12 protein-coding genes and 2 pseudogenes are annotated in these 14,114 nt (G+C 71.5%); 7 read left to right on the forward strand and 7 right to left on the reverse strand.

All coding sequences use genetic code 11. From position 1 onward, the window contains the following. The first annotated feature begins 361 nt into the window (after positions 1-361). Entirely contained in the window at positions 362-1,153 is a 792-nt protein-coding gene (locus ACP95_RS07230) for an HpcH/HpaI aldolase family protein (RefSeq protein ID WP_082224615.1), read from the forward strand. 14 nt (positions 1,154-1,167) lie between these two features. Here the strand turns inward: ACP95_RS07230 and ACP95_RS07235 are convergent, their stop codons facing one another. Both ACP95_RS07235 and sod read right to left on the reverse strand, forming a co-directional pair. After that, a complete protein-coding gene (locus ACP95_RS07235) occupies positions 1,168-1,464 on the reverse strand; it encodes a DUF5827 family protein (protein WP_049980561.1) in 297 nt (98 codons plus the stop codon). 132 nt (positions 1,465-1,596) lie between these two features. Continuing rightward, a complete protein-coding gene (sod, locus tag ACP95_RS07240) occupies positions 1,597-2,199 on the reverse strand; it encodes a superoxide dismutase (RefSeq protein WP_049980562.1) in 603 nt (200 codons plus the stop codon). A 147-nt stretch (positions 2,200-2,346) separates the two neighbouring features. Between sod and ACP95_RS07245 the strand changes: the two genes are divergently transcribed. Continuing rightward, entirely contained in the window at positions 2,347-3,534 is a 1,188-nt protein-coding gene (locus ACP95_RS07245) for an MFS transporter (protein ID WP_049980563.1), read from the forward strand. Here ACP95_RS07245 and ACP95_RS07250 read toward each other — a convergent pair. Next, positions 3,531-4,148, reverse strand: coding sequence for a DJ-1/PfpI family protein (locus tag ACP95_RS07250; protein WP_049980564.1), 618 nt, complete (start codon positions 4,146-4,148; stop codon positions 3,531-3,533). The genes ACP95_RS07245 and ACP95_RS07250 overlap by 4 nt on opposite strands. Positions 4,149-4,247: 99 nt before the next feature. Here ACP95_RS07250 and ACP95_RS15700 point away from each other — a divergent pair, with 99 nt between their 5' ends. After that, positions 4,248-4,391: a hypothetical protein gene (locus tag ACP95_RS15700; RefSeq protein WP_154018489.1), complete on the forward strand. Its 144-nt coding sequence runs from the start codon at positions 4,248-4,250 to the stop codon at positions 4,389-4,391. Between the two features lie 291 nt (positions 4,392-4,682). Here the strand turns inward: ACP95_RS15700 and ACP95_RS07255 are convergent. After that, a pseudogene (locus ACP95_RS07255) lies at positions 4,683-6,211 on the reverse strand (cryptochrome/photolyase family protein). Positions 6,212-6,455: 244 nt separating this feature from the next. Here ACP95_RS07255 and ACP95_RS07260 point away from each other — a divergent pair. Next, positions 6,456-7,418: a PGF-CTERM sorting domain-containing protein gene (locus ACP95_RS07260; RefSeq protein WP_049980565.1), complete on the forward strand. Its 963-nt coding sequence runs from the start codon at positions 6,456-6,458 to the stop codon at positions 7,416-7,418. Positions 7,419-7,512: 94 nt separating this feature from the next. Next, positions 7,513-8,877 carry an MFS transporter gene (locus tag ACP95_RS07265; protein ID WP_049980566.1) on the forward strand — a complete coding sequence of 455 codons (1,365 nt, stop codon included), beginning with the start codon at positions 7,513-7,515 and terminating at the stop codon, positions 8,875-8,877. A 7-nt stretch (positions 8,878-8,884) separates the two neighbouring features. On the opposite strand, the gene ACP95_RS07270 is transcribed toward ACP95_RS07265, so the two are convergent. Continuing rightward, complete coding sequence (locus ACP95_RS07270; RefSeq protein WP_049980567.1) at positions 8,885-10,156, reverse strand: HAD family hydrolase; 1,272 nt, start codon at positions 10,154-10,156, stop codon at positions 8,885-8,887. A 61-nt stretch (positions 10,157-10,217) separates the two neighbouring features. On the opposite strand from ACP95_RS07270, the gene ACP95_RS07275 reads away from it, so the two are divergent. Together ACP95_RS07275 and gfcR are read left to right on the forward strand one after the other, a co-directional pair. Next, positions 10,218-11,258 (forward strand): alcohol dehydrogenase catalytic domain-containing protein, encoded by a 1,041-nt coding sequence (locus ACP95_RS07275; protein ID WP_049980568.1) that lies wholly within the window; start codon positions 10,218-10,220, stop codon positions 11,256-11,258. After that, a complete protein-coding gene (gfcR, locus tag ACP95_RS07280) occupies positions 11,255-11,875 on the forward strand; it encodes a transcriptional regulator GfcR (RefSeq protein WP_049980569.1) in 621 nt (206 codons plus the stop codon). Before ACP95_RS07275 ends, gfcR begins: the two co-directional genes overlap by 4 nt. 15 nt (positions 11,876-11,890) lie before the next feature. Here the strand turns inward: gfcR and kdgK1 are convergent, their stop codons facing one another. Beyond that, the gene (gene kdgK1, locus ACP95_RS07285) at positions 11,891-12,871 is read right to left on the reverse strand and encodes a bifunctional 2-dehydro-3-deoxygluconokinase/2-dehydro-3-deoxygalactonokinase (protein ID WP_049980570.1); all 981 of its coding nucleotides are present in this window, start codon (positions 12,869-12,871) and stop codon (positions 11,891-11,893) included. Further along, positions 12,868-14,102: pseudogene (locus ACP95_RS07290) on the reverse strand (mandelate racemase/muconate lactonizing enzyme family protein). The gene kdgK1 and the pseudogene ACP95_RS07290 overlap by 4 nt, the downstream one beginning before the upstream one ends. Positions 14,103-14,114: the final 12 nt, after the last annotated feature.

The following is a 14,114-nucleotide window of genomic DNA, read 5'->3' on the forward strand; positions in this document are numbered from 1 at the left end:
GACAGCGCTCAACGTTGCGCTTGATGGCTGTCTTCGGCTGGTCGGTCATACGACTACGCTCACCTGCGGGCCATGTAAACATCATGTTCGGAGCCCGCCCCGGCCATTCTCACGGTTCTCGACGACGACGAGCGAACGGTGTGAACGAGGAGTCCGAGAACCGTTGTCGGGCCGTCGCGGGCGGAGAACCCGGAACGGTCGCCGTGAACGGCGCCTCGCGGCGTGAACGGCGATACGGGAGAGCGCCGCTCTCCCGGAAGTTCGAGCCCGCCCCGGCCACTCTCACAGATCGTTTAGCTGGCCAGCTACCGTGTTGGCCGGAACCCGCCGACTTTTGCCCGTCGCGGACGCCACCCCAGCCATGACCAGCCACGACCGAACCGAGGAGATGACGCTCCGGGAGCAGCTCACCGCAGGCGACGCCCCGATCGGGAGCTGGGTGTCGCTGGGCTCGCCCGCCGCCGCCGAGATCGTCGGCGCCCTCGAGCTCGACTTCGTCGTCGTCGACACCGAACACACGCCGCTGTCCGTCGAGAGCGCGGGGAACCTCGTGCGCGCCGTCGACGCCGCGGGCGACACCGACACGGTGGTCCGGGTGCCCGAGAACGACGCCACGCAGGTGAAGCGGGCGCTGGATCTCGGCGCCGCGGGCGTGATGGCGCCCCGGATCGAGAGCGCCGCCGAGGCCGAGGCGCTGGTGTCGGCCGCGCGCTACCCGCCCGACGGCGAGCGCGGCGTCGCCGGCAGCCGCGCGAACGGCTACGGCGCCACCCTCGACGAGTCCTTCACCGCGGCCAACGACGCCGTCGCGGTGCTGCCACAGATCGAGTCCGCCGCCGGCGTCGAGCACGCCGAGGCGATCGCCCGCGTCGACGGCGTCGACACGCTGTTCGTCGGGCCCGCCGACCTCTCGGCGGATCTGGGCTGCTTCGGCGAGTACGACGCTCCGGCGTTCCGCGACGCGCTCGACCGCGTGCTGGACGCGGGCGCGGCCGCTGAGGTTCCCGTCGGGACGCTCGCGACCAGTCCCGCGGAGATCGACGCCTGGCACGACCGCGGGCTCGACTACCTGATCGCGGGCACCGACATCGGCTACCTCCGCCGGGGCGCACGCGCCGCTAACGAGCGCTACGAGTCGCTGTTCGGGGAGTAATCGGTCGCGGCGAGCTACTCGTCGTCGGCGTCGTCGAGGTCGGTCGGTCGTCGCAGCCCGTAGTAGCCGGGGGCGTCGTCGGCGGGCGGCTCGGCGACGACGAGATCGTCGGCGTTGTTCATCACCCACGGGATCGCCCAGTCCAGCAGCACCGCCTCGGTCTCCTCGTCGATCTCGGCGTCCGGTTCGAGCCCCTGGAGCAGCCGAGCGATCTCGTACACCGTGTACATCTGGTCCTCGACGAGTAGCTCCTCGGGCGTGTAGAAGTCACAGGGGTGGAGGCGGTCGAAACTCTCCTTGGCGCGTGGCATACGCCGGGGTTCGGACGGGACGGCGTAAACGCTACTGGTCCGGCGTCGACGGCAGCGTCGCTATGGGGCGAGTCCTGAAAGAAATCGGGACGGCGACGCGTTCCGGCTTCTTGCTACGCGAGAGTAGCGGGTCTACTCGAACAGCTCGACGGCCTGCTCGTACCGCGCGGCAGGCTCGTCCCAGTCGACCACGTCGAAGAACGCGTCGACGAAGTCCCCGCGAGCGGGACCGTAGTCGTAGTAGTAGGAGTGCTCCCACACGTCCAGCGCGAGGATGGGGTGGCTCCCCCACAGCGCGCCCTGGTCGTGCTTGTCGACGACGACGTTCCGCAGCTGGTTGCTGTAGGAGTCGTACACCAGCAGCGCCCAGCCGCTGGCGGCGCCGGCAGCGGCCTCGAACTCGCCCTTCCAGGCCTCGTAGGAGCCGAAGTCCTCCTCGATCCGGTCACGGAGGGAGCCCGAGGGCTCGTCGCCGCCCTCGGGGCTCATGTTCTTCCAGAACAGGTCGTGGAGGATGTGACCCGAGCCGTTGTGGGTCACGTCGCGGATCGCGCCGGCGGAGGAGCCGAACTCGCCCGCGTCGCGGTTCTCCGCGAGCGTCTCCTCGGCGCTGTTCCAGCCGTTGACGTACCCCTGGTGGTGGGTGTCGTGATGCCACGTCAGCACCTGCTCGGAGATGGACGGTTCCAGCGCGTCGTAGTCGTACGGGAGCGGCGGTAGTTCGTACTCAGTCATCGGTGAATCACCAGTCGTTTGTTGGGTTGCGGTTCATGTTAAATCTTGAGGAAACGTTTGGTAGCGTGGCGCACGCGCCGGTTCCGAGAGACCAGCAGCCCGTGCCGGAACGGGCACGCACTTACGTGGCTGTGCCGCAGGGCGGGTATGGGCTGGCGCGGCGTCTCGCTCGTCTCGGGCTGGCAGTTCACCGCCAGCCTCTGTTTCTACACGGTGTTCGCCGCCACCGCGTTCGTGCGCGAGGGGTTCGGCGTCTCCCTCGGCGTGACGGGGCTGACCGTCACCGCGGTGATGCTGGGGTACACCGCGCTGCTGTTCGGCACCGGCGCCGCCACCGACGCGTTCGGCGAGCGGCCGCTGCTGGTGTACGGGCTGCTCGCGCTGGCGGCCGGGATGGCCTTCGTCGCCGTCGCCCCGACGTTCCCGATCCTCCTCGTGGCGCTGCTGTTCGTCGGCTTCGCGTACGCGACGGCGATGCCCGCGACCAACCGGGCGGCGATCAACGTCGCACCCCCGGGCCGGCAGGCGCTGGCGATGAACGTCAAGCAGGTCGGCGTCACCGCTGGCAGCGCCGTCGCCGCGCTCCTGATCGCGTGGATGGCCACGACCGACGCCGCGGCCGTGCTGGGGATCGTCCGGTTCGATTGGCAGGCCGCGTTCCTCGCTGGCGCCGCGCTGGCGGTCGTCGTCGCCGCTGTCACCGCACTGCGGTACGAGGGGATGCCCGCGAGCGGGTCGCTCTCGGTGCCCGACGTGCGCTCGCTGCTCGACGACCGCGCGTACCGCGGGCTGCTCGTCTCCGGGTTCTTCCTCGGCGCCGCAGTGTTCACGACCACCAGCTACGTCGTCCCCCACGTCACCGACACCGTCGCCGCCACCGCGAGCGTCGGCGGCGCCGTGCTCGCGACGGTGCAGGTGACGGGGAGCCTGGGCCGGCTCGCGGGCGGGGAGCTGGCCGACCGCATCCCGGGCCGACCCACCCGCGGACCGGCGCTCGTCCTCGCCGCCCAGGCCGCACTCGCCGGCCTCGGCTTCCTCGCCGTCGTCGTCGCCGGCGGCCGGACGGCGACGTGGCTGGCGTTCGGGTTCCTGGGCCTCTCCATCCTCGGGTTCCCCGGGGTGTACTACGCGACCATGACCGCGCTCGTCGACGACGACGAGGTCGGCGCGGCGACGGCGGGCGGACAGACCGCGCTCAACGCGGGCGGCCTCGTCGCGCCGCCGCTGTTCGGCACGGTCGCCGGGAGCGTGGGGTACGACGCGGGCTGGATCGGCCTCGCGGTGCTCACGACCGCCGCCGCGGCCGCCGTCTGGATCGCGATCGCGCGTGATTAGCGGTCGACGAGCACGTCCCCCCGGCGCTCGTACTCGAGTGTCGTCGCCACGTCCGCGGCCACGTCGGCGCCGAACTCCCGCTCGACGAGGTAGAGCGCGAGGTCGATCCCGCTGGTGACCCCGCCGGCGGTCAGCACGCTCCCGGTGTCGACGACGCGAGCGTCGGGCACCTCGACGCCGGCCGCCCGGAGGTCCTCGACCGCCGACTGGTGGGTGATCGCGGGGCCGTCGCCGAGGAGCCCGGCGCGTTCGAGCAGCATCGCGCCGGTACAGACCGAGGCGACCGTCGCGCCCGCGTCGTGGTGGGCGGCGATCCGGGGCGGGAGGTCGCCGGCGTCGTACTCCCGGCGGACCCCGCCCTCGCCGGCGGACCACCCGCCGCCCGGCACCACGAGCAGGTCCGGCGCGTCGGCCGCGTCGGGGTCGGCGAGCGTGCCGTCGACGCCCACGTCGAGGCCGTGGCTCGCGGTGACGCGCTCCCGCGGCTCGGCCGTGACCAGGGAGACAGCGCAGTCGGCGCCGGCGCGGGCGGCGTTCTGGAACACCTCGAACGGGCCGACGGCGTCGAGTTCGTCGAACCCGTCGTACAGCAGCACGTCGATGCGTGTCGTCATGCAACTCCCTGCGTGGCCGGCGCGCAAAAGCGCGACGGCGGCGGGTGCGGGCGGTTCCGCGAGGGAAACGGTTAATCATGGCGCGCCGGGAGCCGAACCATGACCAACTGTCCGTCCTGCGAGCGGGAGGTGCGGAAACTCGAGCGCGCGTTCATCGACGCCGACTGGGGCGAACCGGTGGTCTGGCAGTGTCCCCACTGTGAGACGATTCTGGGGACGACGGATACCGCAACGCACGGCTAGCCAGCCACGGCGCGTGCCCAGCAGCGGTCTCCGGACCGCTGCAGGGAGCATGATGCCGTGGCTGTGTGAGAGCCAAACCACGGCTCGTGCCCAGCAGCGACCGACGGGTCGCTGCACGAAGCTCGATGCCGTGGCTGTGTAGAGCCAAACCACGGCTCGCGACCGGCAGCGGTCTCCGGACCGCTGCAGGGAGCCTATGCCGTGGCTGTGTGAGAGCCAAACACGGCGCGTGACCAGCAGCGACCCTCGGAACGCTGCAACTAGCTTGACGCCGTAGCCGACTAGAAATCCCTACTCCTCCTCCGGCTCCTCCCCCCGCGCCCGCTCGTACATCGCCAGCGCCTGCTCCCGGCGCTGGCTGTGGTCGACGATGGGGTCGGGGTAGTCGGGCGCCAGTTCCGCGCGTTCCTCGTCGCTCAGCTCCGGCCAATCGTGGATCGCGTCGGCGTCGACGCCCCGGAGTTCCGGCACGTACTCCCGGATGTACTCGGCGTCGGGGTCGTAGCGCTCGCCCTGCGTGGCCGGGTTGAAGATCCGGAAGTACGGCTGGGCGTCGGTGCCCGTCGACGCCGCCCACTGCCAGCCGCCGGTGTCGTTGGCGGTGTCGTGGTCCGCGAGGTGCTCCCGGAAGTGGTCGTAGCCCGCGCGCCAGTCACAGAGCAGGTCCTTCGTGAGGAACGAGGCGACGATCATGCGCACGCGGTTGTGCATCCACGCCTCCGCGCGGAGCTGGCGCATCCCGCGTCGACGATCGGGTAGCCCGTCTCGCCGGCTTTCCACGCCGCGAGCTCCTCGGGGTCGTCGCGCCACTCGATCGGCTCCTCGTACTCCTTGTAGTTCGCCGCGACGACCTCCGGGTTGAAGTAGAGCACCTGCGCGTAGAACTCCCGCCAGGCCAGCTGAGACTGGAACGTCTGCACGCTCTCCTGGGCGGGGCCCAGTTCGTCCTCGTCCGCCTCGGCGTCGTAGTCGTCGTTCGCGTCGTCCCGCGCTTCCGCCTCGGCCATCGCCGCCTCGGTCGCCTCGTAGACGGTTCGGAGGCCGATCGTGCCGAACTTTAGGTGGGGCGAGAGCCGGGAGCTCCCGGACCGGGCGGGGTACTCGCGTTCGGACTCGTAGCTGAAGATCGCCTCGTCGCAGAACTCCTCGAGCCGGTCGTTTGCGGCCGCAGTTCCCCCGGCCTGCACGTCGGCGTCCGGCTCCGCGAAGCCGAGGTCGTCGATCGACGGCAGGCTCGAACGGAGCGCGTCGTCGAGGCGGGACCCGTCCGAGTCGTCGGTCGCGAGCAGGTCCGGGTCGAGCACCGCGCCGTCGGCGAGATCACTGCCGTCGGGCGCCGGGAACGGGTCGGGCTTCTCGCGGTCGCGCCACTTCTTCCAGAAGTACGTGTAGACGGAGTACGGCTCCCCGGCGTTCGTCCGGATCGTCCCGGGTTCGTGGAGCACCGCGTCGTGGTGGGTCTCGGCGTCGACGCCCGCGGCCGCGAGCGCGTCCGCCACCCGCGCGTCGCGCTCCTGTGCGAGCCCGGAGTAGTCCGCGTTCCAGTGGACCGTCCCGGCGTCGACGGCCGCCGCCAGCGCGGGCAGCAGTTCCGCCGGGTCCCCCCGAGCGACGACGAGGTCGCTCCCGCGCTCGCGGTACGCCTCGCGGAGTGCGGCGAGCGAGTCGAGCATGAACCGCACCCGGGCGTCGCCGGCGTGCTCGAGCACGGCGTCGTCGAACACGAAGACGGGCACGACCGCGTCGGCGTCGTCGGCGGCCGCCGCCAGCCCCCGGTTGTCGCTCGCCCGCAGATCGCGCCGATGCCAGAACAGCGTCATGGGCACGGGTCGGCCGGGAGCGCCGTGAAACTACTGGCCTGGCAAACGCTGCCGGTACAGCCGGGGTAACGTCTCCCAGACGGCGTCCGGAAAGGAACCGTTTAGTTCGACCACACGAACCAACGGACAGCGACCGATTCGCTCGGTCCGGCTCCGCTCCGCTCGCCCTCCCACGGCGTCCACCCCTAGCGGCTGCAGACCCACCCCGAGACGCCACGGCGAGTAGCGCGGGCCATCACCAACCATGAACACACGGTACACCGCTCTATCGCTCGCGTTCGTACTGCTTCTCGCAGCCGTCGCACCCGCGGCGGCCGCGACCGCACCGGTCGAGTCCGACGCCGTCGGTGACCTCACGGTGACCGCGGCGCCCGCGACCACCTCCGCGTCCGCCGCCGCCGAGGCCGGCACCCAGTCCGACCCGACCAACAGCATCGTCGCCGCCAGCGACGTGGTGGTGCTCCGGCTCGACGCCGCCGGCGTGCCCGCCGCGGCCGACGACGACGGCACGCTGCTGGGCGACGAGCTAGAGCTTGATCTCCAGCAGACCCAGAGCAGCGTCGGGGCCAACGAGTCCGCGAAGACGCTCGACGCGGCCGCCGACACCGAGGGCGTCGCCGTCAACGCCACCGAGGGCGCGGTGTACGTCGCGCTCGACCTGGCGGAGACGGAGTTCCAGCAGGGCAACGCGAGCTCGGTCGCCGCTGTCGGCGACAGCTTCACCGCGTCGGCGACGCTGACCGACGACGTCACCGACGGCGAGAACTACACCCGCACCGCGACGTTCGGCGTCGTCGAGCCGAAGGTCAACTTCCTCGACGGCGTGAGCGAGGCGCCCGCCGGCGAGGTCGTCAACTACCAGGTCGCGACGACGCTCGCGCCCGGCACCTCGCTGACGTTCTCGCTGGTCTCCGGCACCGGCGACGACACCGGCGCCGAGACCACGACGCAGGTCACCGTCGACGAGAACGGTCGCGCGACCGGCCAGTTCTCCTTCTTCACGTTCGACGCGAACGAGGAGTACACGCTCAGCATCAGCTCCGAGGCGGCCGGGCTGAACGAGAGCTGGACGGGCACGACCCAGGCCACGGGCAGCCCGACCACGACTGACACGCCGACCGAGACGAGCACGTCGGCGCCCGGCTTCGGCGTCGTCGCCGCGCTGCTCGCGCTGATCGGCGCCGGCTTCCTCGCGCGCCGCGAGTAACGTCGCCGCCCCCCCCCTTTTTCTGCAGCCCGACGCCGGCTACCACCGCGTATCGAAACGAAACCCCTTTTCGAGGCTCACACGCAGTCGGCGTGTGAACGAGCAACGCCTGCAGTTCTGGTCGCTCTACCTCTCGCGGTTCGCCACGGGGTTCGGCTACTCGACGCTCGCGCTGCTGATCCCGTTCTACATCGAGGTGCTGAACGCCTCGGACTTCATGGGCGGGCTGTTCATCACCGGGTTCACGCTGGCCCAGACGATCGTCGTGATCCCGCTGGCGTGGGCGGGCGACCGCTACGACAAGAAGAAGGTGCTGCTCGCGGTGCTGAGCGTGAGCGTGCTCGCCTACGTCGCGTTCGCGAACGTCCAGCCCATCGGCGACGCCGTCGCCGCCGCGGCGTCGCTGGTCGGCGTCGAACTCGCGACGAGCTTCGCCGACAGCACGGCGTTCATCGGCGTCCGCGCGCTGCAGGGCGTCGCCGTCACCGGCTCGGGGCTGATGACGCTCTCGCTGGTCGGCGAGCTCGCCGACCACGGCGAGCGCGCCAACGCCATCGGGAAAGCCAACTCCGTGCGCTTCCTGGCGTCGATCCTCGGGATGATCATCGCGGGCGGGCTGTACCAGGTCGTCGGGTTCACGCCGATCTACACGGTGATCGTCGTCGCCTTCGCGCTCGGGCTCGCGGGCGTCTGGCTCTACCTCCCGGCCGACGAGAGCCGGTCGTACGGCAACCCGTTCGCGGGGCTGGCGCTCAACGAGCGCATCATCACCCTGACCTCGTTCCGCGCGCAGTACGCCGTCGCCGTCACCGTGGTCCGGTCGTGGGTGGCGATCTACGCCGGCGTCTCGGCGGCCCGGGGCGGGCTGGCGTACGCCGGGCTCGCGGTCGCGTTCGTCCTCGTCGCGGAGAAGCTAACCAACATGCTCTGCCAGCCGTTCACCGGCCGGCTGTCGGACAGCTACGGTCGCTCGCTGTTCGTGTTCGCCGGCGGCGGCGCCTACGGGCTCGTCGCGCTCGCGGTGCCGTTCACCCCGGCCATCGGCGGCGCGATCGGGCTCCCCGGGACGTACGAACTGATCGTCCCGTCGCTGCTCAGCGACCTGACGGGGGTCGGCGCGGGCTACTCGCTGCTCGGGAAGCTCGGCCCGGCGTTCGTGCCGCTGCTCGTGATCAACGGCCTGCTCGGCGTCGTCGACGCGTTCCGCGAGCCCGCCAGCATGGCGCTGTTCGCCGACGAGGGCGCCGACGAGGGCGGGATCGCCGCCAGCTTCGGCATCCGCGAGCTCGTCTGGCGCCCGGGGAGCGTGCTCGGCCCAGTGCTGGCCGGCTGGCTCTGGAGCCGGTACGGGATCGAGACGGTGTTCTTCGTCGGCGGCGCGTTCGCGATCACGGGCGCGGTGACGTTCGCGGTCGTGCTGACACACTTCCACGGCCGGGGCGCGCTGACGGAGTGGTAACGGCGGGTCAGCGGCGACGCTCGGTCTCGATCGCCGCGAGCTGGTTCAGCGCGAGCACCGTGCGCAGCGGCGTCCCGGCGTCGCCGCGGTCGAACAGCAGGCCGTCGGTCTCCCGCACGTGGTCGAGCACGACCTCAGAGGCGTGCTCGGGCGCGCCCGCGATGCCGGCGTCGTGGCGGTCGACCCACTCCATCACGCGCAGGTCGGACTTCGAGTCGCCCATGACGAGCGCGAACGGGTCGTCGATCCCGAGCACGTCGAAGGCGGCCTCGACGCCGGCGACCTTGTCGAGTTCGAGCGAGGTGATCTCCGCGGCGTCGGCCTCGTAGTAGCCAACGTCGACGCGCTCGAACAGCTCCCGGGCCGGCTCCGGCACGTCGACACGTCTCGGGACGGGCGCGTCGACGCGGTCCAGCACGGCCGCGATCTCGTCGTCGGCGCTCGCGTAGAACGACCGGGCCCAGCCCGCGGCGTCGCCCTCGATGCCCGTCTCCTCGGCGACCGCGCGGCCGAGCGAGTCGATCTGGTGGCGCAGCGCCTCGTCGATCACCGCCCGCGCGTCGTCGCTGCCGGTCTCGTGGTTGGGTTTGAGCGTGACGCTGAACTCGTTGCCCTGCAGGTGACAGCCCCGCGCGACCGCCGTCGGCGCGTCGCCGAGCGCGCTCGAGCGCACCTGCTCGAACACGCGGCGGACCGACGGCGCGAGCTCCTCGTACAGCAGCTGCTTGGTGTCGGAGCCGTGGCCGGGCGTGAACACGCCGTTGCCGGCCTCGTACACCACCGAGAGCTCGCCGGAGTGGACCAGTTCGCTTCCGAGCCCCTGGACGAGAAACCCCTTCACGTTCTCCAGGGTCTGGCCGGTGCAGATGACGATCGGCACGCCGGCGTCGTGGAGCTCCGTGAGCAGGTGCAGCGTCTCGCGGGGGATCTCGTTGTCCGTCCCGCCGGCCGAGCGCAGCGTCTCGTCCACGTCGAGTACGAGCGCGTTGACCGCCCGCCCTTCCCGCTCCCAGAGGTCGACCGCCCGTGTCGCCGTCTCCCGAGTCGCGCGGCCGGCGATCTCGGCGTAGGCGTCGCCGAAGGCGTCGGCGACGCGGGCGTTCCGGCTCTCGTAGTCCGCGCGGGCGGTCTCCCACCGCTCCAGCGCCGCCGTCGAGTCGACCGGCGGGAACAGCTCCACGAAGTCACGCAGGGAGCGGATCGACGCGGTGTCGAACTCGTCGTAGAGCCGGTCGAGCCGTTCGCGGTGGTCGACGCCGGGGCGGTCGCGGTTTCGCATGGCTCAAAAGTTTACTCACTATAGGATAAACGTTTTGTGCAGCTGTGCGGTAGGGGGTGACATGGACGCAGTCGTACTCGAGGAAAACGGATCGCCGCGGCTCGTCGACCGGCCGCGGCCGGAGCCCGGGCCGGGCGAGGTGCTGGTCCGGATCGACCGCGTCGGCGTCGACGGCACCGACCGCGAGGTCGTCGCCGGCGCCCACGGCGAGGTCGCGGGGTCGATGGTGCTTGGCCACGAGGCCGTCGGCAGCGTCGCCGACCCCAACGGGACCGCGTTCGAGCCCGGCGAGACGGTCGTGCCGACCGTCCGGCGGCCGCCAGGGGACTACAACGAGTACTTCCGGCGGGGCGAGCCCGACATGGCGCCGATGGACGCGACCGTCGAGTGCGGCATCGACGGCGCCGACGGGTTCATGGCCGAGTACGTCGCCGTCCCCAGCGAGTTCCTCCTCCGGCTCCCCGAGCGGCTGGCGCCCGCGGGCTTCCTGGTCGAGCCGCTGTCGATCACGGCGAAGGCCCTGGAGCTGGTCGCGGCCTCCCGCGAGCCGTTCACCTGGGAGCGCGAGCGCGCGCTCGTGCTCGGGACGGGCTCGTTGGGGCTGCTCACGGTCCCGGTGCTGGAGGACCGGTTCGAGGAGGTGTACTGTCTGGGTCGCCGGGACCGCGACGACCCCGCGGTCGAGCTGGCGCGCGAGGCCGGCGCGACGTACGTCGACTCGCGGGAGACCGCCGTCGACGAGATCCCGGACGCCCACGCACCGATGGACCTCGTCGTCGAGGCGACCGGCCACGCGCCACACGCCGTCGGCGCCGCGGCCGCGCTGGCGCCGAACGGCGTCGCGGCGCTGCTGGGGGTGCCCGGCGACCACGAGGCGTCGGTCGAACTCGGCGAGCTCCACCGCGAGCTGGTCGTCGGCAACCGCGCCCTGATCGGCTCGGTGAACGCGGGGTACAGCCACTTCGAGCGGGCCGTCGAGTGGCTGGACGCGCTGCCGCCGTCGATCGTCGACGCCTTCACCGAGCACGTCTACCCCATGGACCGGTTCGAGGCGGCGCTGGACAGCGACGTTATCAAGACGGCGGTCGAACCCCACCCATGAAGAACGTCGACGACCTGATCGAGGACGCGCGATCGCTCGCCGACCGGGGGTTCTCGAAGGGGGAGATCGCCGACGAACTCAACGTCTCCCGGCAGACCGCCTCCTGGCTGGTCGAGCGCGCCGGCGCGACGCCGGTCCAGAGCGGCGGCCCCGGCGACATCCACGTCGACTGGTCGGCGGTCGGCCGGGACTCCGCCCGGCTGGGCCACGTCGCCGCGGCGCTGGCGGACCTGCTCTCGAAGAAGGGCGAGGACGTGGACCTCACCGTCGGCGTCGAGAAGGCCGGCGGCCCGCTGGCGACGACCGTCGCGACGGAGCTGGACACCGACCTCGCGACGTACACCCCGCGCAAACACCAGTGGGAGGAGGGGAGCATCGACGACCTCGAGGGCGGCTTCTCCCGGAACTTCGCGGAGGTTCGCGAGCGGGACTGCTACATCGTCGACGACACGATCACCTCGGGGACGACGATGCAGGAGACGATCGACGCCGTGCGCGCCCGCGGCGGCGAGCCGGTCGCCTGCGGCGTGCTCGCGGACAAACAGGGGCTCGACGAGGTCGACGGCGTCCCGGTGTACTCGCTGCTGCAGGTGATCCGGGTCGGCGACGGCGACTGAGCGTCGACGCCCCGTTCAGCGGTCGATCCCGCCCGCTCCGCCCTCCAGCACCGCAGCGACTTCGTCGGGCGTCACGACCGCGGCGTCGCCGGCGAGGGTTCGCTTCAGCGCCGCCGTCGCGGCCGCGACTTCGAGCGCCCCGGGGACCGACTCCCCGGCCAGCCGGCTCGCCAGCAGGCCGCCGACGAACGCGTCGCCCGTGCCGACGGGGTCGACGGTGTCGGTCGCCAGCGCGTCCTGTTCGTACGTTTCGCCGTCGTGTGCAGCGACAGCACCGGCGTCGCCGCGGGTGACGACGACCAGGTCGCAGCCGTAGTCGGCCGCGAGGTTCCTGGCGACCGTCGCCGCCTCGCCGTCGCGGTCCAGGACGGTCGCGGCGTCGCGATCGGCGACGACCAGCACGTCGACGTGGTCGAGCAGCGGGCGGATCGTCGCCGCGGCCTCCTCGGGCGCCCAGAGCTTCGCGCGGTAGTTGAGGTCGAACGCGCGGGTCGCCCCGGCCTCGCCCGCAGCCACGAGCAGTTCCTCGATCGTCTCGACGAGCGTCTCCGAGAGCGCGGGCGTGATCCCGCTGGTGTAGAACGCGTCGGCCGCACGGATGCGGTCGACCGCGAGTTCGTCGGGCGTCGCCGTCCGGACGGCGGCGTCCGCGCGGTCGTACACCACCGAGGTGCCGCGGGGCTCGCCGCCCGGTTCGAGGTAGTACGTCCCCACGCGGCCCTCGCCGCTCGCGACGAGCGGTTCGACGCCGTGTTCGCGGACGCCGCGCTCGACCCGGCGGCCGAGCGGCGAGTCGGGGAGCTTCGACAGCCACGCCGCGTCGCAGCCGAGTCGGCCCGCGGCGACGGCGACGTTGCTCTCGGCGCCGCCGACGTGGACCGCGAGGTCGTCGGTCGTCTCGAGTCGCTCGCCGGCGGGCGGGCTGTACCGCAGCATGCTCTCGCCGAACGTCGCGAGCGTCGGCGCGGGGTCGTCGTCGAAGGCGGGCAGGCTCATACGGGGTCGAACAGTTCCTCGCCCTCGACCAAGTGTTCCTCGACGGCGTCGAGGTCGAGCGTGACGCCGAGGCCGGGCTGCTCGGGCACCTCGATGGAGCCGTCGACGATCACGTCCTCCTCGACCAGCTCCTCCCACCAGCCGAGCTCGTAGGAGTGGTACTCGACGGCTAGCGAGTTCGGGACGGCGGCGCGACGTGGGCCGCTGCGACCGTCGCGATCGGCGAGGCGACGTTGTGCATCGCCACGGGGACGTAGTACTGGTTCGCCACGTCGGCGATCTTCCGGGTCTCGCGCATCCCGCCGACCTTCGGCAGGTCCGGGGCGACGATGTCGACGGCCTGGTCCTCGATCAGTCGGCGGAGCTCGGTCACGCGGTAGCGGTTCTCCCCGACCGTGATCGGCGTCGTCGTCGACTTGGTGACCTCCGCCTGCACGTCGAGGTTCTCGGGGGGAACGGGGTCCTCGAGCCACCACACGTCGTACGGTTCGAGCTTCTCGGCGAGGCGCTTGGCGCTGCCGCCGGAGAACGTCCAGTGGCAGTCGAACGCCACGTCCGCGCGATCCTTCACGCGCTCGGTGACCGCCTCGACGATGTCGACCTTGTGGCGGATTTCGCCCGGCCGCAGGTGGCGGTTCGCGCGGTCCTTCTCCAGCCCGCTGGGCACGTCGAGGTCGAACTTCAGCGCGTCGTAGCCAAGCTCCTCGACGACGCGCTCGGCCTCGTCGGCGCAGGCCTCGGGGTCGGCTTCCTCCTCCGTGTGGCAGTCGCAGTAGACGCGCACTTCGTCGCGGTACTTGCCGCCCAGGAGCTGGTACGCCGGTAGGTCGAGGATCTTCCCCGCGAGGTCGTGCAGCGCCACCTCGATGCCGGAGATCGCGGTGACGGTGACGCCCTCGACGGAGCCCTCGCCGGACATCTTCTGGATCAGGTGCTCGTACAGCCGGTCGATGTCCAGCGGGTTCTCGCCGATCAGGAACGGCTTCATGCGCTCGATCAGTTCGGGCACGCCGGCGCCCCAGTACGCCTCGCCCGTGCCGACGACGCCGGCGTCGGTGTACACCCGGACGAGCGTCCACGGGAAGTTGCCGTCGACCATCGCCGTCTGCACGTCGGTGATCTCGACGTCCCGCCCGCCGCCGCGCTCGCCGGTGGCGCCCATCGTCTCCGCCGAGAGCTCCCGCATCGTGTACTCCGCGTTCGGATCGTGGAGCTCCGAGTAGTCGACCATGCCGAACGGTTA

Source organism: Halolamina rubra, assembly GCF_000739555.1.
Classification (GTDB): Archaea; Halobacteriota; Halobacteria; order Halobacteriales; family Haloferacaceae; genus Halolamina; species Halolamina rubra.

Coding starts and splice junctions, on each gene's coding strand:
- ACP95_RS07260 (WP_049980565.1), top strand. CDS start 6,456: ATGAACACACGGTACACCGCTCTATCGCTCGCGTTCGTACTGCTTCTC.
- kdgK1 (WP_049980570.1), bottom strand. CDS start 12,871: ATGAGCCTGCCCGCCTTCGACGACGACCCCGCGCCGACGCTCGCGACG.
- gfcR (WP_049980569.1), top strand. CDS start 11,255: ATGAAGAACGTCGACGACCTGATCGAGGACGCGCGATCGCTCGCCGAC.
- ACP95_RS07230 (WP_082224615.1), top strand. CDS start 362: ATGACCAGCCACGACCGAACCGAGGAGATGACGCTCCGGGAGCAGCTC.
- ACP95_RS07250 (WP_049980564.1), bottom strand. CDS start 4,148: ATGACGACACGCATCGACGTGCTGCTGTACGACGGGTTCGACGAACTC.
- ACP95_RS07245 (WP_049980563.1), top strand. CDS start 2,347: ATGGGCTGGCGCGGCGTCTCGCTCGTCTCGGGCTGGCAGTTCACCGCC.
- ACP95_RS15700 (WP_154018489.1), top strand. CDS start 4,248: ATGACCAACTGTCCGTCCTGCGAGCGGGAGGTGCGGAAACTCGAGCGC.
- ACP95_RS07235 (WP_049980561.1), bottom strand. CDS start 1,464: ATGCCACGCGCCAAGGAGAGTTTCGACCGCCTCCACCCCTGTGACTTC.
- sod (WP_049980562.1), bottom strand. CDS start 2,199: ATGACTGAGTACGAACTACCGCCGCTCCCGTACGACTACGACGCGCTG.
- ACP95_RS07270 (WP_049980567.1), bottom strand. CDS start 10,156: ATGCGAAACCGCGACCGCCCCGGCGTCGACCACCGCGAACGGCTCGAC.
- ACP95_RS07275 (WP_049980568.1), top strand. CDS start 10,218: ATGGACGCAGTCGTACTCGAGGAAAACGGATCGCCGCGGCTCGTCGAC.